This window comes from Kineosporia rhizophila, assembly GCF_021277265.1.
Classification (GTDB): Bacteria; Actinomycetota; Actinomycetes; order Actinomycetales; family Kineosporiaceae; genus Kineosporia; species Kineosporia rhizophila.
This window is the reverse complement of sequence record NZ_JAJSOH010000009.1, coordinates 137,804-155,868: the sequence shown is the minus strand read 5'-3', so window position 1 is coordinate 155,868 and position 18,065 is coordinate 137,804. Positions and strand designations below refer to the sequence as shown.

The window sequence follows — 18,065 nt, the reverse complement described above, 5'->3', positions numbered from 1 at the left end:
CCACCACCCGACTAGGCACCGCCCGACAAGGCCACCGCCTGGCGAGTCCGTGGCCCAACAAGGCCACCCCCTGCGAGTCCGTGGCCTAACAAGGTCACGGCCTGGCGAGTCCACGACCCGACAAGACCACCGCCCAACAAGGCCACGCCCCGACAAGGCCACCGCCCGACTAGGCACCGCCCGGCGAGTCCGCGGCCAGACAAGGTCACCGCCTGGCGAGTCACAGCCCAACAAGGCCACGACCCGATAAGGCCAACACCCGACAAGCTCCCGGCGCGACGAAGACCACCGCCCGACAAGGCCCACCCGCCTCGCCAAGCCAAGGCTCACTCTCAACCAGGCTCTCTCGGCCCGGCGAGTCCACGACCTGACAAGGCCACCGCCCAACGAAGGCCACCGCCCAACGAGCCCACCGCCCGACAAGGTCACGGCCCGACAAGGTCACGGCCCGACAAGGTCACGGCCCGACGAAGACCACCGCCAGGCCAAGGCCCACCCGCCTCGCCAAGCCAAGGCCCACTCTCAACCAGGCTCTCGGCCCGGCGAGACTCACAGCCCGGCCAGGGCCACGACCGACTGAGGGTTGCGGCCCCGGGCAGAAGGTCACCGCCCCAGGCAGAAGGTTGCGGCCCGGGCAGGGGGTCTGAGCCCAGGGCCCGAGGACTAGGAAGGTGTCAGGCTCGGGCGGGGGTGAGGTCGTCCTGGGCGGGGTTGTCGGGGTCGTTCTGGTCGGGTGCTGGGGGCGCCTGCTGTTTTCGGGCGACCAGGAGCCAGAGGGCGAGCAGGGCCAGGGCGGCCCACCAGCTGTACGAGTTCTGGACGACGCGGGCCACGAGGTTGGGCACGTCGTTGCCGGCCAGGAGGTTGGCGCCCCACCAGGGCATTCGGATCCAGAGCAGCACGGCGCCGGCCAGGGCCACGGCGACGCGGCGGCGGTCTCGGCCGTCGCCCAGGACGGCACCGATCACCACGACGCCCCAGTGCATGTGGTGCACCCAGGAGACCGGGGAGATGAGGTAGGCGGTCATGCCGAGTACGGCGACCACGGCTACCGGCTCGCCCAGGCGGTCGAAGCGGCGGGCGAGGGGGAGGGCGGCGGCGAGTACAGCGATGACCATGAGGCCGTTGACCGCGGTGAAGGCCAGGCTGCCTTCACCGGGGCCCAGGCGCAGGAGCACGCCGCGCAGGGACTGGTTGGAGGTGCCGCCGTTGGGGCCGAGGCGCCCGGGGTCGAGCAGGGCGTCTGTCCAGTAGGTGGCCGAGGCGGAGGGCAGCAGGAACCAGGCCACCACGGTGACCAGGGCAGCGGTGCCGATCGAGGTGGCGAGCACCTTCCAGCGCCGGGTGAAGGCCCAGTGCAGCCAGAAGACGCCGGGGGTGAGCTTGACCGCGGTGGCCAGGGCGACGCCCACCCCGCTGCCGCCGGCCCACGTGCCGGTGTCTCGGGAGCGGCGGGTCACGTCCCACAGGCAGAGGGCCACGATGACCGCGTTGACCTGGCCGAAGCGGATGCCGTCGGAGACCGGCAGCAGCCAGACGCCACCGGCGGCGAGCACGCCCTGGGCCAGGCCGGCCCGGTGACCGAAGCGGCGCAGCAGCGGGCGGAAGGCGACGCCCACCATCCACCACAGCAGCGCGCACTGCAGCACCGTCCACACCCAGCCGATGACCGAGAAGGGGGCGATGAGCAGGGGGAACGCGGTGAAGGCGGCGAACGGCGGGTAGGTGAACGGGAGGAACTGGGGCTGGACGGTGCGCAGCTCGTAGAGCGGGAAACCGGTGACCACGGCCCGGGCGCCCTCGCGGTAGACCTCGAGGTCGACCTGCCAGTTCTCGCGCGGGTAGGTGACCAGGTAGTGCCAGGCCAGCGGGAACGCGGACGCGGCCAGCACCAGGACCCCCAGCACCAGCCAGGGGGCGCGCTGCCTGAGCGTTGCCGGGTTGTCCACGGACAGATTCTTGCGTGTCCCACCGACAATCTCCGCAAGTGCCTGGTCAGACGGGCGGAACCGACTGACGGACGGGCCGGTCGGCGAGGCCCAATACAGTGGCCCGGGTGAGACTTGGACTGCGCCCCCGCCTGGCTGCACTCGGCGTCCTGACCACGCTGATCACCGGTGCCACGGTCCCGGCGGCAGGCGCGGCCACCGACTCGTCGGTGCCCGGCCCGGTGATCCTGCTCGGCACCGGAGGGCTGCGCTGGACGGATGTGACCGAGGAGCACCCGGCCCTGACCAGCCTGCAGGAGGACGCCTCCTCCGGCTGGCTGTCGGTGCGCAGCATCCGCCAGACCACCTGCCCGGCCGACGGCTGGCTGGGGGTCTCGGCCGGGGCTCGCGCCGGCGACATCAAGCCCGCGAACGGCGCCGCGGTCTGCCAAGACCCGCAGGTCACCGTGACCGATCCGGGGCAGAGCGGCACCGTGGGCGGGTGGGACCGCTACCTGGCCTCGGCCTCGGACGCGGACTTCGATGCCCAGCCGGGTCTGCTCGGCACCACACTGGCCGCCAACAACGTGAGCAGTGCGGCGGTCGGTGCGGGCGGCGCGATCGCCCTGGCCGACAAGGACGGCCAGGCGCCTAACGTCTGGGCCGGCAGCGCTGATCCGCAGGATCTGGCGGCCGACGTGGACGCGGCTCTGGCCACTGGACCGCAGGTTCTCGCCGTCGATCTGGGCGCGGTCATCGATCCGGCCGAGCAGAAGTACAAGGTTCCCAAAAACATCCCGCCGCTGACCGGCTCCTACGCCCAGCCCCGGGCCGAGCAGGTCACCGCGCTCGAGCAGCGCCTCGAAGCAGTGCTGGCCGAGATCCCCAACGACGCCACGGTCTACCTGGCCTCGCTGGCCGACTCCGGGTCGAAGTCGCAACTGCGGCTCCTGGCGGCCACCGGCCCGGCACCGGACGGCGGCTCCTACGGCAACTCCCTGCTGGGCAGTTCCTCCACCCGGCAGGACGGCCTGGTCCAGACCACCGACCTGTTCCCGACGGTCCTGGCCGCCATCGGCGTGGACCGGCCGGCCGCTGCGGTGGGCTCGGTGGTGCAGCCGGTGGCGACCGACATGGCCGACGCGGACCGCAAGCGCAAGCTGCTCGACCTGGACGAGGCCGAGATCGCGGTGAACCCGATCGTGCCGGTGTTCTTCGCCGGCCTGATCGTGGCCCAGGTCCTGCTCTACCTGGCCGCCACCCTGATCCTGCGCCGTCGTTCGCTGCCCGAGCGGCGGCTCACGCTGCTGCGCTGGCTGCGCCGCGTGGCCGTGCTGTTCTCCTGCGTCCCGGCAGCCACCTTCCTGGCCAACCTGCTGCCCTGGTGGCGGTACGAGAACCCGGCCCTGGCGGTGACCGGAGCGGTCATTCTCTTCGTGGTGCCGATGGCCCTGATCGCCAACCTGGGGCCCTGGAAACACGGCCTGCTCGGCCCGATGGGGGCGGTCGGCGGAATGACGGTGCTGGTCCTGGCCGCCGACGTGGTCACCGGTTCGCACCTGCAGATGTCGAGCATGATGGGTCTGCGCGCGGTGGTGGCGGGCCGCTTCTACGGCTTCGGGAACGTGGCGTTCTCGGTGTTCGTCACCGGGGCGATCCTGCTGGGCGTCGCGCTGGCCGACACGTTCGTGCGGAGCAACCGCCGGATGCTCGCCGCAGCCGCTGTGGTCGCGGTCGGCATCTTCGCCACGGTGATCGACGGCACCCCCGGCTGGGGCAGCGACTTCGGCGGCCCCCCGGCGATCATTCCGGCCTTCGCCGTGCTCGCCCTGCTGGCCCTGGGGGTCAGGATCACGCTGCGTCGGGCGGCCCTGATCACCGCCGTCACCGTGGCCGTGATCGTCCTGATCAGCGTGCTGGACTGGGCCCGGGGCGCGGACGACCGGACCCACCTCGGCCGGTTCGTGCAGACGGTGATCGACGGCGGCGCCTTCACCGTGATCCAGCGCAAGGCCCTGGCCAACCTCGGCATCCTGTTCACGACCAACCTCAGCATCCTGGTGCCGGTCGGGATCGCCTTCGTGGTGCTGGTGCTGGCCCGCCCGGTCTCCTGGGGGGTCCGGCCCCTGCAGCTGGCCTACAACCGCTCGCCGGTGCTGAAGTCGGGCATGATCGCGTTCGGCGTGCTGATGCTGATCGGGTTCGTGATGAACGACTCCGGCATCGCCATCCCGGCGGTGGCCGCCACCGTGGCGGTACCGCTGCTGATCGCGGTCAGCGTGCGGGCCCTGGAGCTGAGCGACACCGACCCGCCGGCGGCCACGGAAACGGAAGAGGCCGCGGCCGCCGAGGGCTAGGCACGACCTCCGGTCTACCTCGGCTACCGGCTCGCCATCGTGCGAGTCGGTAGCCGCCGACGCGCCCGTCGCGGCGGTGTACATCGTGTACACGTGGTACTCGATGTACACGACGGCACCTGGGGGCTAGGCCGCGGATACGCATCGTGACGAGGATGCGCCCGGTTCAGCCCAGCTCTGCCTCGGGGGTGCGGGGTGCAGGAGGCAGGCGCACCCATGACGCACTGGCCGGGCCCGGCGGACACCCCTCGTAGGGACTCGATGCAGGCGCCAGCAGTAGGCAGCCAGGCCTAGGAACTGGCCTTCTTGACGGCGCGCCGCACCTTCGGACGGGGCGCAGGAACCGCCACCTCGGCAGAAACCGGCGCCACCTCAGATGCGACCAGGCCCAGGAACTGGCCTTCTTAGCGACGCGCCGCACCTTCGGACGAGGCCCAGGAACCGCCACCTCAGTAGAAACCGGCGCCACCTCAGATGCGACCAGACCCAGGAACTGGCCTTCTTGACGGCGCGCCGCACCTTCGGGCGAGGCGCGGGAACCGCCACCTCGGCAGGAACCGGCGCAACCTCAGATGCGACCAGACCTAGGAACTGGCCTTCTTGACGGCGCGCCGCACCTTCGGGCGAGGCGCGGGAACCGCCACCTCAGTAGAAACCGGCGCCACCTCGGATCCGGACTTCCGCGAAGCCGGCTTCCGGCCCGCAGTCTTCGAAGTCGCCGTCTTCGGAGTCGCAGTCTTTGGAGTCGCAGTCTTTGGAGCCGTCGCCTTCGGAGTCGCCGTCTTCGGAGCCGTGATTTCCGCCTTGACCGTCTTACGCCCGACCGTGGCGGGAGCCGTTGACTTCCGGGCAGCCGACTTACCGGCCGAGGCCGTGTTCGCGTTCGCGGCGGCCTTACGCGGAGCGGGCGCGGACGCCTTACGCCCCGCCGAGGCCTTACGGGCCGAGGCCTTACGGGCTGAAGCCTTGGGCGTCGAAGGCGCAGGCGCCGCCTCGTCAGAAGAAACCTTCGGAGCGGCCCAGAACGTGAGCCGGACCGAGCCGACCTGCTCGGCGAACAGCACGCCCGAGGCCGCCCGCGCCGTGAGCAGCTCGATCAGCTCGGCCTCGAACTCGTCTTTGCGCTCACCGAACAGGTGCGGCGCGGAGTACGACAGCGAGTACACCGCGGCCACGACCTCTTTGACCGTGCGCACCCGGGCCACGTTGTGCGGCACCTCGACGGTCTGCGGCTCACCGAAACCGGCCGCGGCGAAGGCCTCACGCTCGGTGCCGAACATCTCACTCGGGCGCACACCTCGCCCGGCGCGCCGCTCCTCACCCAGGTAGCGGGCCACCAGGTCGCGGATCTCCTCCCACGGTGGCTGCGGGAAAGCCAGTGGTGTGCGCGGGGTCTCGCCGGTGCCCTTGTCGGTGGTCGCCGCCACGTGCACCACCGAGCCGCCCTCTTCCAGCAGCCCGGCCGCGATCCCGGCCACCTTGGCCTGCTCCATCCAGTGGAAGGACTGGGCGAAGGCGATCAGCCGGAACCGGCCCAGCCCGGCGTCCAGGTCCTCAGCCCGCAGCGCCTGCCAGGAGATCGACCGCACCCCCCGGGCCTCCGCCTCGGCCCGCCCGACCTCGACCATCTCCGGATCCGCGTCCACCGCCACGGTTTCGGCGAAGTGCGCGGCCAGCGGCAGGGTCAGCGAACCGGGCCCGGAGCCGACGTCGAGCAGCCGGCCGGTGCCGTCCAGCCCGAGCGTGTGCACGATCGCCTGCACCGCGCTCGGCGGATAGGGCATGCGCCCGGTTGCGTAGTAGTCGGCGCTACCCGAGTAGAGCGACGGATCCCATTGCCACACGGTCATTCCCGCAACCTATTCAGTCGGCCTGGCCGGCGTCGAATCAGTCGATCCCGGGGCCAGGGAGGCCGAGGAGCGGCGCTGCTCTTCGTCGTCCGGTGTTGCTGAGGCCCGAAAATCCTTCCAGCGCAGACAGGTCCAGACCACGACCGTGACGATCACGGCGAGTTCCAGCCAGGGCGCTACGGATTTACGGAAACCCAGCGTGATTTCCTCGACCTGTACGGACATCCCGACAACCCGGCCGGGGACGTAGGCCAGCACGAGCACGAACAACCGGGCCAGCAGAGCCCCGTCCAGCAGTGTCGGGGCGAGCAGCGCCAGTGGTGCCCACACCATGCTGTCGTACCACGGAAGCGAGTACGGCGTCATCAGCAACCAGCCCGCAGCCAGCGCGAACGCCGCCCGGGCCATTGCGGCGGTCTCGGTGTCGCCGGAGATCCCGGTGGGGTGCGCACGCAGCCGGCGCAGCAGCAGAACCACCAGAACCGCGCCCAGGGCCATCGAGAGCGGGCCGACGACGTCGCGCACCACGCTGCCGAAGACGGGGTCGAGCTGGTTGGTGACCAGCCGCCAGGGGGTGGCCAGCGAGACCTGACTGCTGGCGGCACTGAGGCGGTCGTAGGTGTGCCACCCCGTCCACAGATGCACCGGGACCAGCACGGCCAGTCCGGCCGACGCCATCACGCCCAGGTGCCGGGCCAGTTCGGGCCACGGCCGGTGCCGCAGGCCCCAGAGGATGGCCAGGGCGAAGAGGCCGAAGGTGATCTTGCTGCCCACCGCAGCACCGATCAGCACACCGGCCAGTGCCGGACGCCGCGATGCGAGCGCGATCGCCCCGATCGCGAAGGCCACCGAGATCACGTCCAGGTGGCCGCCGAGCACGATCTGCCCCAGCAGCAGCGGGTTCAGCGTCCACAGCACCCAGGTGCGCGCCCGGGCCGCCGGATCCCCGCGGGTCAGGCGGTCGAGGGTGAGGGCCACCGCGAGGAAGGCGAGGCCGCAGAAGATCTGCCAGATCCAGACCGTGAGCCGCAGCGATCCGTCTCCGGCCCAGGCCGGGAGCGCCTGGGCCGCGGTCGCCACCGGGCCGTACACGCTGGTGGTGTGCTGCCAGGGCGGCTGCACGGCGCCGGCCACCGGGTCGGTGCCGTCGCGCCAGGCGGCCGGGTCTTCCACGTAGGGGTCGTCGCCGGCCGCGGCGATCCGGCCGTAGGCCAGGTAGGAGAGGTGGTCGGCCGAGCCCAGCGGCGGTAGCAGGGTGAGCACGGCAACCGCGGCCACCACTGCGATCAGCACCTGCCGGGGCGCCAGGAAGGAACCGCCGACGGCGCGCAGCCCCGCCACCACGGCAACCGCTCCGAGGACGGCCGCCACGGCCAGGACGGCACTGACCGTGCCGGAGTTCAGCCCGAGACCGAGGTCCCACGACGGGTACCAGGTGGCCGGGCCGAGGCCGGGTACGGCGGCCGAGTCACCGGCGAGTGCCACCCCGGCCAGCAGCAGGACGGAAATCGCACCCGACCAGCTGAAGACCCGCGCGGACGACACGAGCCCATCGAACCAGCATCGCCGGCCCCAAAGGGCCGCCGGCCGGACTCGGCTTGGAAACAGCACGCCGATTTGCCCGGAAGTTCAGGTCGGTGTGGCCCAGACCACGGCCACTGTTACCCGCCGAGAACCTTGCGAACCACCTTGGAGGCGGGCCGGAACACCCGGTTGGCCACCGGGACGGTGCGGGTGCGGCGTTCCAGCAGCGCCAGCCACACGTCCCGGTACTGGCCGGCGCGGTGCAGCTGACCTCGCAGGTCCGAGCCGGTGACCCGGTGGTGCAGCTCGCACGGCACCTCGATCACCCGGTACCCGGCGCCCAGCACGTCGATGGTCAGCCCGGTCTCCACGCCCCAGCCGATGGCCAGGGGCAGGGCGGCGTCGAAGGCCGGGCGGCTGATGCACCGCGTTCCGGACAACGGCTGCGTCGCCGTCCAGCCACTGGCCTGGCGAATGCCCTTGCGTGACAGCCGCACCACCCGGCCGCTGCCCCCGCCCGCGGTGGCCTGGGGCGGGATCAGCGCGATGGTCATGTCGGCCTCGCCGGCGAGCACCGGTTCCACGATGGTGGCCGTGGCCGCCGCGCTGGCCTCGAGATCGGCGTCGATGAAGAGCAGGGCCCGGGGGGCGGAGGTGCCGTCGAGCACAGCTGCGCGGGCCGCCCCGGTCTCCATCGCGGCCGCCTTGCCCCGGTTCACCTCGTGGCTCACCACCTGGGCACCGGCCTTGCGGGCGATCTCGGCGGTGTCGTCGCCGGAGCCGTCGTCCACCACGATCACCAGGTCGGCGCCGGGCAGAGCCAGCGCCGCGGTGACGGTTGCGGCGATCCGCTCGGCCTCGTCCTTGGCCGGGATGACGACGGCGAGCCCGCCAGGCAAACCCGGATGTGTCTCGTCTGCCACGCCACAGAGGCTAGGGGGTAGCGCGGACCACGGGGTAGTGCGGGTGTTCCGAACCAACCGGTGCCCGAACGAACTATGGACGTCTGTGAGCCAGGCGCTCACAAACGTCCATAGTTTGTTCTGGTTGCCTTGGGGTCAGCGCAAGGTGACCTGGCGGGAGACCACACCCGCCCGGGCGCGACGCTCGTCGGGGGTAAGCGGCTCGGTCCGGCCCATTGCCTCGCGCAGCCGCTCGGCGAACGCCACGATGGGCTTCTCCAGCTCTTCGGGCTCGGTGTCGTCGGCCAGGTCCCAGACCGGCACGATCAGACCGCAGGCCCGGAACGAGCCCACGTACTTGGTCTCCGGCAGCAGGGCGGACTCTCCGGCGGCGTGCAGCCGGGCGATGCCGTCGAGCACCTTGGTCTCGTCGTCCGGCAGCACCCAGCGCAGGTGACGGCGGGCGCCCATCTGCACCCAGTAGGCCGCGTCCACCGAGTTCAGGCGCTTGGTCGGCACTGCCGCACCGTTGGCCTGCTCCAGGGACTCGCGCACCTCGGGGGTGAGCTCGTTGTCCTGCGCGAACCAGAAGTCGAAGCCCTCGTGCACGGCGACGTCGAACCCGCCGGAGAGGTCGAGCACGTCCTGCAGGCGCGGCCCCGGACCGGGCAGGTCCCCCTCGGCCACCGGGTTGCCGGCCTCCAGCTCACGCGCGCTCAGCAGGGCGGCGGCGATGTCGCGGCTGGCGTCGCCGGAACCGCCGTTGGTCTGCAGACCGACCAGCACCGTGCCGTCCGCGCGGTGCAGCGCCGACCAGGCCATCGGCAGGATCGTGGCGATCGTGACCTCGCCCCCGCCGAACTCCTCCTTGACCGGCACGACCGCGGTCGCCGCGGGGACGATCTCGCGCATCGCGACCAGGTCGCACTCGCCGGTCAGGCCCTCGAAGGGGCGCACGACCATCTTCATCGCCTCGATCCGGGCCGCCCGCCCGTGACACGCCTTGTACCGCTTGCCCGACCCGCAGGGGCAGGCTTCACGTCCACCGACGACCGGGATGTCACCGTCGGCGACGGCGACGGGGGCGGATCCGGTTCGGCGCTGCTTCTTTCCCATGGGCCGCGAGCCTAGCGATCCCCGATGAGGATCAGGACGTCTAACAAACTCTAGCGATTGAGCTAGACATGTCTAGACAAGGCAATTCAGCTGTACACCCGGTTGTCACCCGAGCATGGGCGCCCGCAAGGATGCTCCGCGACGACCACCGACGATCAACGGGACTTCGATGAACGGGTTGCTGGACCACTGGGTAGACCTGCCGGAATGGCAGCCGGGGCGCGAGCTCTGGGCGTTCTACCTGACCTTCGCCGACGCGAGCGCACTGCACTCCCGGATCGAGCACGACCAGGCCGCGCTGAGCGGCATCCCCGGCCTCGGCCCGATCCCCCGCTCGGGACTGCACCTGACCGTTCAGGGCGTCACGTTCCGCGACCTGGTGCCGGACGCTCAGATCGAGCACCTGGCCGAGGCCGTGGGCGCCGTGGTGGCCCGGCGGAACCTGCCCCGGCTGTACGCCGGCCCGGCCACCGACGACATCGATGCAGTGGTGCTGCCGGTGTATCCGGCCGAGGAGCTCGTGGCCCTGCGCGACCTGATCCAGCTGGCCGCGGCCGAACTGCTCGGCCCGGAGCAGGTCTACCAGTTCCCGCCCTCGGCAGGCGGTTTCGTGCCCCACGTGAGCATCGCCTACGCCGACCGTGCGATCAGCGGTGAAGAACTGACCGCCGGTCTGGCGACGACCTCGCAGGACCTGACGCCGATCGACGTGCGGCACCTGTCACTGGTGGCCCTACGCCGCGCCGACAAGAGCTGGTCGTGGGAACACGAAGTGCAGTTGCCGTTCGCCGAACCCGCGGTCCTGTCCTGAGGTTCTGAAGTCCTAGGCCGGGACCAGCAGGTTCTCGAGCGTCCGGCGGGTCTCCGCGGGCCGGTTGGTGATGATCACCGAGGCCCCGGAGTCCAGGCACACCCGGACGTGCTCGGGAGTGTCCACCGTCCAGACGTGCAGGTCCCGGCCGCGGGCCCGGATGCGCTCGCCCAGCCGTGGGTTCTGCGCCAGCAGCTCGACGTCCGGCCCGATCGCCACCCCGGCCGGCACCTGCTGGTCGATCATCGCCACCGGCATCCGGCGTTCCACCAGGTAGACCAGGGGCAGCTCGGGGGCCAGGGCACGCATCCGGCGCACGGCCAGGGCGGAGAAGCTCATCATCCGCACCGGCGAGGGCCGGTCGGGGGTGTGCTTGTCCCAGCCGAACTCCTGCAGCAACTGCAGCAGCTTGCGCTCGACCAGGCCGCCGTAGCGGGTGGGGTGCTTGGTCTCGACCGCGATCTGCACCGGACGGTTCAGGTCGGCGACCACGCTGAACAGCTTGCGCGCGGTGAGCAGGTGCGAGCGGTCGGAGGCGTCGACCGTGTCGGGCGTCTCGGTGCCGAGGTCGCCCTGCTGCCGGGACAGCTGCTTCCAGGAGCCCCAGTCGAGCCCCTCGAGCTGGGCCAGCTCCAGCGTGGAGACGATGCCGGTGCCGTTCGAGGTGCGGTTCACCGTGCGGTCGTGCACACAGACCAGGTGGCCGTCGGCGGTCAGCCGGACGTCACACTCCAGTGCGTCGGCACCGGTCTCGACGGCCCGCAGATAGGCCGCGAGGGTGTGCTCGGGTTCGCGGTCGCTGGCTCCCCGATGGGCGACGACCTGAGGCCGTGGCGAAGTCACACGGAACAGCGTGACACATGATCGCCGCAGGTGGGAGACGGTATGCGAAAGGCCGGCGAATGCTCGCCGGCCGTTAACACCGGCGTTCCCGGCCGGTCGCGCGCAGTGCACGGGGACCGGCCGGGAACCACCGACGGGGTGTTACCGGAAGGTTCAGGCCTGCTTCTTGTCGGCCTCGATCTCGAGGACCAGCTTGACCTTGTCGGAGACCAGGAAGCCACCGGTCTCCAGGGCCGCGTTCCAGGACACGCCCCAGTCGCCGCGGTTGATCGTCGCGGTGCCCTCGAAGCCGGCCTTGGTGGTGCCCCACGGGTCGGAGCCGACGCCGGTGAACTCCCACTTGATGTCGACCGGCTTGGTGATGCCCTTGATCGTCAGGTCACCGGTGAGGATCAGGTCGTCGCCGTCCAGCTTGGCGGAGGTGCTGCGGAAGGTGATCTTCGGGTTGTTCTCGGCGTCCCAGAAGTCGGGGGAGCGCAGGTGGCCGTCCCGCTGCTCGCTGCCGGTGTCGACGCTGGTGGCGTCGATCTCGATGAACGCGGAGGAGGCCTCCGGGTTGGCGGCGTCGATCGTGGCCTCGCCGCTGAAGGAGTTGAACTTGCCGCGGGTGGTGCTGACCATCGCGTGCTTCACGGCGAAGCCCACGGTGCTGTGGCCGGCGTCGATCACCCAGGTGCCGGTGAGTTCGGCGGGGAAGTTGCTCATTTCGGTGCTCCCTAGTCGTCGGTGGATCGCGGTGCTGGTTGAACCCTAGATGATTCAACGTTCACCTAACTACCTCTGGCCGGAGAAATTCCCGCACTTGGCCGAACGGCAATGTGAACGTCACCCGGATCGGGCGGAGTCGGCGATCACGGGAGAAGATCTACCCATGTCCGTCGCCCCCACGCGTACCTCGGCACCAGAACCGGCGTCCTCAACCGCGCCCGCGTCACCCCGTCTGGCCGGATCGGCCGAGGCCGACGAGCTGCGCCGGGTGCGGCTGCGGCGGATGAAGGCGGTGGCGACCGCCCTGCTGGTGGTGGCCGCGGTGATCTACCTGGTCACGCTCAATCAGGAGGGGCCGCTCGGCTTCGTGAACGCGGCCGCGGAGGCCGCCATGGTGGGCGCGCTGGCCGACTGGTTCGCGGTGACCGCGCTGTTCCGCCGCCCGCTGGGCCTGCCGATCCCGCACACCGCCCTGATCCCGACCCGGAAGAACCAGATCGGCGAGAGCCTGCAGGAGTTCGTCGCCGACAACTTCCTCTCCGAGGACATCGTGCGGGAGAAGATCCGGCAGGCCGAGGTCACCCGGCGGGTGGGCAACTGGCTGGCCGAGGCCGACCACGCGGAGCGGGTGGGGGCCGAACTGGCCACGGCCGGGCACGGCGTGCTGAGCGTGCTGCGCGACGACGACGTGGCCGCGATGCTCGAGCAGGTCGTCGTGCCCCGGGCGGCCGACATCCCGGTGAGCCCGCTGGCCGGTGGGCTGCTGGACGGGATTTTGGACGATGGTGCGCACCGACGGCTGGTGGACCTCCTGATCGACGAGGGCAGTTCGTGGCTCGAGATCAATCAGGACCGGATCATGCTGCTGGTCACCGAGCAGGCCCCGGGGTGGACCCCGCAGTGGGTGGACAACCGGATCGCCCGCCGGGTGTACGACGAGATGCAGCGCTGGCTCACCGAGATCGCCGGCGACCAGCAGCACCCGGCCCGTCAGGCCCTGGACGACCTGCTCCGCCGGCTGGCCCGCGACCTGCGCACCGATCCGGAGACCCAGGCCAAGGTCGAGGCGATCAAGATCCGGCTGCTCGAGCACCCGGAACTGCGCAAGGCCTCGATCGCCCTGTGGTCGACGGTGCGCCGGATGCTGATCGAGGCCCTGGCCGACCCGGAGGGCGAGCTGCGCCGGCGGATGGTCACCGCCCTGGTCGACCTGGGCAACCGGCTCGGCCGGGACAAGACCCTGCAGGCCCGGCTGGACAGCTACGCCGAGGACGTCATCGGTTACGTGGTGCGCAACTACGCCGGTGAGCTGGCCATGGTGATCAGCGAGACGGTGCAGCGCTGGGACGCCGAGGACGCCTCCCGGCGGATCGAACTGCACGTCGGGCGCGACCTGCAGTTCATCCGGATCAACGGCACGGTGGTCGGCGCCCTGGCCGGGCTGGTGATCCACTCCGTGGCCGTGCTGGTGGGCTAAGACGCTCTAAAGCCGTCTACCCCGAGAACTAGACGCCACTATCGTCTTCAATCGGATCTAGTCGCCGGCCTGACGCCGCAGGTAACGACCGAAGTGCGGAACGGTGAAGGCGATCCGGCCACGTTCCCCGGAGTAGATCAGGCCCTTCTTGATCAGCGAGTCGCGGGCCGGGGACAGCGACTGCGGTTTGCGGCCCAGCAGCACGGCGATCTCGGAGGTGGCCACCCCCGCGTCGCCCATCGACAGCCCGGGCGGCAGATCGGCCGACACCTCGGCCATCGCCCGCAGGTACTCCCGCTCGGACGGCGTGGCCCGCTCGTAGCGCGAACCGAAGAACCCGACCGCGAGCTCGGCCTCGGCCTCGGGCGCCGCCACCCGCACGTCGTCGGCGGTGATCGGCGTGCGCGGGGCCACGTCCCAGGCGACCTTGCCGTAGGCCTGGATGAAGTACGGGTAGCCGGCCGTGACCTCGTACATGGCGTCGAGGGCCTCTTCGGTGAAGTCGGCCCCCTCTTCCTGGGCGGGGCTGCGCAGGGCCTGGGCGGCCGCCTCCGGATCGAGGCGGTCGATGCGGGCGTAGCGGAAGAGCCGCTCGGAGTAGGACTTGCTGGCCGAGAGCACGGCGGGCAGGTGCGGCAGGCCGGCCCCGACCACCACCAGGGGCAGACCCTGCTGGCCGAGCTCGTGGCAGGCGGCACACAGCGCCGAGACGTCTTCCGGCAGCAGGTCCTGCATCTCGTCGATGAACACGGCGATGCCGCGCCCCGCCCCGCCCGCCACCCCGGCGATGTCGGTGAACAGCTCGACCAGGTCGATCTCGATGTCGCCGGAGTCGGCCCGGCCGGGTACCGCGGGCACGTCGATGCCCGGTTGCCAGCGGTCCCGCAGCGCCGTGCGACCCCGGGTGACCGGCGCAGGCGGCTCTTTCATCGCGAACGACTTCAGAATGCCGAGGACGTGGTTCGCATCGTCCTTGTTGGCCGGGCCGAGCTCGCGCACGGCCTGGTGCAGGGCGGCCGCCAGCGGACGGCGCAGCGGCGTGTCGGGCCGGGCCTCCAGCTTGCCGGTGCCCCAGTGCCGCCGGACCGCGGCCGAGCGCAGGGCGTTGAGCAGCACGGTCTTGCCCACACCGCGCAGGCCGATGAGGACCAGACTGCGCTCGGGGCGGCCCCGGCTGATCCGTTCCAGCACCACGTCGAAGCTGTCCAGCTCGGTGTTGCGGCCGGCCAGCTCGGGCGGGCGCTGGCCCGCGCCGGGGGCGTAGGGATTGCGCACCGGGTCCACGATCAGAGCGTATCCGCGTGTCTACGCCCAGTACTAGAGCCTCGAATAGCGTTTTATGGGCGGTTCGGTCCGAGCACGTCGAGCAGGGCCCGGGGCCCGGCCACCAGGGCGGCCGCCGGGAGCCGGGCCCGCAGCCCTCGATCGGCCGTGACCACCAGCGGGACCCCGCCCGCGGCGACCACCTCGTGAGCCACCGCGACGATCGTGCTGTCCCCGTCGGCGGTGGCCCGGATGACCTCCACCCCCTCCGGCCCGGCCGCTCCCTTGGCCTTGCCCTCGACCACCGCGAGAATACTTGCCACAGAAAAGGTCTCACCGCTCAGCGAGATCTTGGTGACCGTCGCGAGGCCACCGAGCAGCCGGGTGGCCGCCCCCAGCCGATCACGCCACCAGCCGTCCGGCCGGCTGCCCATCACGTTCGCGACATCAACCAGAAGCACTACGCCGTAATCGTTCTCACTCATTGCAGAGGGCCCGGGCCGTGGACATCACCCGCGCCTCGGTGAGCTGCACGAACGCGGCCGCCGGACCGGCCGGCAGCGGACTGTCCTTCGCCGTGACCCGGGCCAGCCGGCCGTCGTAGCCCTCTTCCAGCACCGCCGTGACCAGGCTCTCGGAAATCCCTCCGGTACGGCGGGTCTCGTCGACGATCAACAGGTTCCCGGTGGCCATGGCGGCGCTCATCACGTCTTCCACCGGCAGCGGGGCGAGCCAGCGCAGGTCGACCACCCGGCAGCCGATGCCCTCGTGCTCCAGCCGGGCTGCGGCCCGCAGGGCCATCCGTAACCCGTTGCCGTACGCCGCAATCGCCAGATCCTCGCCGTTGCCGTGCACCGCGGCCCGGCCGATCGCCGCGTGCTGCGAACCCCACTCCGCGGGCGGGGCGTAGGGCGCGAGCCAGCCGTCGTCCCCCTCGGCCCCGAGATCACGCTGGTGGTAGAGCGCCACCGGCTCGAGCATCACGCTCACCGTGCCGTCGGCCTCGGCCGCGGCCAGGCAGGTACGCAGCAGGGCCGGGGCCTGGGCCGGATGCGCCGGGCAGGCGATCACCAGGCCGGGGATCTCGCGCAGGCCACCGAGCGCGTTGTCCACCGCGACCGCGCCGCCGAAACCGTCCTGGTAGCCCAGCCCGGGCACGCGCAGCACCATCGGGTTGCGGTAGGCCCCGTCGGAGCTGAAGGCCAGCGTGGCCACTTCGGAACGCAGCAGCTCACCGGCCGCGTGCAGGTCGTCCAGGCCCAGCTCGGCGATCGGCAGCAGCCCGCTGACCGCCCCGCCCATGGCCAGGCCGAGGATCGACTGGGCGTCCGGCGTGGTGTCGGTGACCTGGGCCGGGCCGAGCTTCTTGTGCAGGTCGCGGGTGACTCCGTGCAGACCCCCGGCGCGGGCCACGTCACGGCCCATCACCACCACCCCGGGATGGGCGAGGGCGGCGTCGAGCAGGGTGCGGTTGATCGACTCGGCGAGGGTGAGCGGGCCCTCCTTCTCCGGCAGCCGGGTGCCGAACAGCGCCTGGCGACGCTCGGGCGCGGGCTCGCGGGACGCGGCCATCCCGACCACGGCCGGGCGGCGCGGCGAGAGCGGGGCCATCACCTCGGCGGAGCTCTGCGGGCGGGGGCGGTGGGTGGCGTCCTCCAGGGCCGAGGCCACCTGGTCGCGCAGGTGCAGCAGCCGGCGGCCGACCTCGTCGCCGGCCATCGCGCCGTGCCGGACCAGGGCGTTCATCGTGGCCACGAGCGGGTCGCGGGCCAGTTCGGCGCTGATCCGGCCGGGCTTGCGGTAGCTCAGCTCGTGGTCGGCCCCGCTGTGCCCACCGATGCGGACACAGCTGAGGTGCAGTAACACAGGACGTCGGTGGGCACGGGCGGTCTCGACTGCGCGTCGGGCGGTGGCGAAGAGGGCGGCGGAGTCGCCGGCGGAGTCGGCCGGGAAGTAGCGCAGCCCCTCGCGCGAGCCGAACACCGAGCGGATCCAGCCGGGCGGGCTGGAGGTGGAGAAGCCCAGCGCGTTGTCTTCACAGACCAGCAGCAGGGGCAGCGGCACACCCTGGCGGGAGGCCCACAGGGCAGCGTTGATCGCGCCCAGAGCGGCGCCGGTGCCGGCCGTGCCGTCGCCGAAGCTGGCCACCGCAACGGCGTCGGAGGGCCAGTTCAGCCGGCCGCCGACCAGGCGGGCGCGGTTGCGCGGCTGACGGCCGATCGCCCAGGCCAGGCCCAGGGCCCGGGGCAGGTGACCGGCGACCGTGCCGGCCGGCGGCAGCACCGCGACCTCGGGGTGCGCCGGGGTGGGCCGACGACCGCCGCCGGCCGGCTGGTCGGAGCTGCCGGCCAGACCGCGGGCGACTGCCGCGATGCCCTCTTCCAGCCCGGCCGAGGCCAGCCGGGCCAGGTAGAACGCGGTGGAGCGGTGGTGCAGGAGCGCCGGGTCGTTGCTGCGCAGGGCCATCGCCACGGCGGCGTTGCCCTCGTGCCCGGCCGAGGCCACGGTGTGACTGCCCAGCCCGGCGGCGGCCATCCGCCGGGCCGCCACGTCCAGCCAGCGGCTGGCCGCCTGGGCCTCGAACAGGTCGAGCAGGTCGGCCCGCAGCGCCTCGAGCGGGGCCTCCTCGTCGGTGCCGTCGACCGGCACCACCACGTCGGGCGACTGGCCCTCGTCGGCCGCGGCGGCCGGCGGAGCGGCGGCCACCTCGGCCACCTCTCCGCGGGCCAGCCGCTCGAGCACCGGACCGAGGTGGTCGACGAGCTCGGCGCCGGGGCCGGGCTCGCCGAGGTCGGCCACGGTCAGCGCCGCGACGCTCTCAGCGGACCGTGGGTGCTTCACCGGTGTCGCTCACCATCTCGCGGCCGGCCGCCTGCCAGGCACCCATACCGCCGTCGATGTTGATCGCCTCGAAACCGTTCTGCCCGAGCCAGGCCGCCGCGCGGGCAGAACGGCCTCCGGACCGGCAGATCACGTAGACCTGTCCGTCGGGGCCCTCGGGCAGGTCGGCGGTACGGGCGGGGAGCTCCATCAACGGGATGTGGACGGCGCCGCGGACGTGGCCGGCCTCCCATTCGTCGGGCTCACGAACATCCAGGATCGCGGCGTCGGCGGGTACCTGGCTGGGGTCCACCGAGGGAACCTGCGGCGGGAACATGACAACCTCCGGGGGCTTGCTGTCGGGGTCCGGTCATCCTCTCAGGCCCGGACACCCGCCGGGCCGTCGGAGGCGGCCTGTCGTCGGAGCGTAGGAGCCCGGTCTCGGCAGAACGGTCGGCAAATCCGG

Annotated in this window: 14 protein-coding genes; 3 read left to right on the top strand and 11 right to left on the bottom strand. The window is 71.7% G+C overall.

What is annotated here, in order from left to right; all coding sequences use genetic code 11:
• Positions 1-674: 674 nt before the first annotated feature.
• Positions 675-1,949 (bottom strand): glycosyltransferase 87 family protein, encoded by a 1,275-nt coding sequence (locus tag LWF15_RS15735; protein WP_232811561.1) that lies wholly within the window; start codon positions 1,947-1,949, stop codon positions 675-677.
• A 107-nt stretch (positions 1,950-2,056) separates the two neighbouring features.
• On the opposite strand from LWF15_RS15735, the gene LWF15_RS15730 reads away from it, so the two are divergent.
• The gene (locus LWF15_RS15730) at positions 2,057-4,285 is read left to right on the top strand and encodes a hypothetical protein (protein ID WP_232811560.1); all 2,229 of its coding nucleotides are present in this window, start codon (positions 2,057-2,059) and stop codon (positions 4,283-4,285) included.
• 584 nt (positions 4,286-4,869) lie between these two features.
• On the opposite strand, the gene LWF15_RS15725 is transcribed toward LWF15_RS15730, so the two are convergent.
• The 4 genes from LWF15_RS15725 to LWF15_RS15710 form a co-directional block, all read right to left on the bottom strand.
• The gene (locus LWF15_RS15725) at positions 4,870-6,135 is read right to left on the bottom strand and encodes a class I SAM-dependent methyltransferase (RefSeq protein ID WP_232811559.1); all 1,266 of its coding nucleotides are present in this window, start codon (positions 6,133-6,135) and stop codon (positions 4,870-4,872) included.
• Between the two features lie 9 nt (positions 6,136-6,144).
• On the bottom strand, positions 6,145-7,680 hold the full coding sequence (locus LWF15_RS15720) for a putative hexosyltransferase (protein WP_232811558.1): 1,536 nt from the start codon (positions 7,678-7,680) through the stop codon (positions 6,145-6,147).
• Between the two features lie 116 nt (positions 7,681-7,796).
• Positions 7,797-8,582, bottom strand: a complete 786-nt coding sequence (locus LWF15_RS15715; protein WP_232811557.1) for a glycosyltransferase family 2 protein — start codon at positions 8,580-8,582, stop codon at positions 7,797-7,799.
• 135 nt (positions 8,583-8,717) lie between these two features.
• Positions 8,718-9,677 (bottom strand): DUF5926 family protein, encoded by a 960-nt coding sequence (locus LWF15_RS15710; RefSeq protein WP_232811556.1) that lies wholly within the window; start codon positions 9,675-9,677, stop codon positions 8,718-8,720.
• Between the two features lie 169 nt (positions 9,678-9,846).
• On the opposite strand from LWF15_RS15710, the gene LWF15_RS15705 reads away from it, so the two are divergent.
• Complete coding sequence (locus LWF15_RS15705; RefSeq protein ID WP_232811555.1) at positions 9,847-10,488, top strand: 2'-5' RNA ligase family protein; 642 nt, start codon at positions 9,847-9,849, stop codon at positions 10,486-10,488.
• A gap of 12 nt (positions 10,489-10,500) precedes the next feature.
• On the opposite strand, the gene LWF15_RS15700 is transcribed toward LWF15_RS15705, so the two are convergent.
• Positions 10,501-11,340: a glycerophosphodiester phosphodiesterase gene (locus tag LWF15_RS15700; protein ID WP_269810272.1), complete on the bottom strand. Its 840-nt coding sequence runs from the start codon at positions 11,338-11,340 to the stop codon at positions 10,501-10,503.
• Positions 11,341-11,484: 144 nt separating this feature from the next.
• Positions 11,485-12,036, bottom strand: coding sequence for a YceI family protein (locus LWF15_RS15695; protein WP_232811553.1), 552 nt, complete (start codon positions 12,034-12,036; stop codon positions 11,485-11,487).
• Positions 12,037-12,202: 166 nt separating this feature from the next.
• Between LWF15_RS15695 and LWF15_RS15690 the strand changes: the two genes are divergently transcribed.
• Complete coding sequence (locus tag LWF15_RS15690; RefSeq protein ID WP_232811552.1) at positions 12,203-13,516, top strand: DUF445 domain-containing protein; 1,314 nt, start codon at positions 12,203-12,205, stop codon at positions 13,514-13,516.
• A gap of 57 nt (positions 13,517-13,573) precedes the next feature.
• On the opposite strand, the gene LWF15_RS15685 is transcribed toward LWF15_RS15690, so the two are convergent.
• From LWF15_RS15685 to LWF15_RS15670, 4 genes are read right to left on the bottom strand one after another with little or no spacing between them, the layout of a single operon-like run.
• A complete protein-coding gene (locus tag LWF15_RS15685; RefSeq protein ID WP_232811551.1) occupies positions 13,574-14,800 on the bottom strand; it encodes an ATP-binding protein in 1,227 nt (408 codons plus the stop codon).
• Between the two features lie 53 nt (positions 14,801-14,853).
• Complete coding sequence (locus LWF15_RS15680) at positions 14,854-15,264, bottom strand: hypothetical protein (protein WP_232811550.1); 411 nt, start codon at positions 15,262-15,264, stop codon at positions 14,854-14,856.
• Positions 15,257-17,620, bottom strand: a complete 2,364-nt coding sequence (locus tag LWF15_RS15675; protein ID WP_232811549.1) for a transketolase C-terminal domain-containing protein — start codon at positions 17,618-17,620, stop codon at positions 15,257-15,259. The genes LWF15_RS15680 and LWF15_RS15675 overlap by 8 nt, the downstream gene beginning before the upstream one ends.
• Positions 17,598-17,936, bottom strand: a complete 339-nt coding sequence (locus tag LWF15_RS15670) for a rhodanese-like domain-containing protein (RefSeq protein WP_232811548.1) — start codon at positions 17,934-17,936, stop codon at positions 17,598-17,600. The genes LWF15_RS15675 and LWF15_RS15670 overlap by 23 nt, the downstream gene beginning before the upstream one ends.
• Positions 17,937-18,065 lie beyond the last annotated feature (129 nt).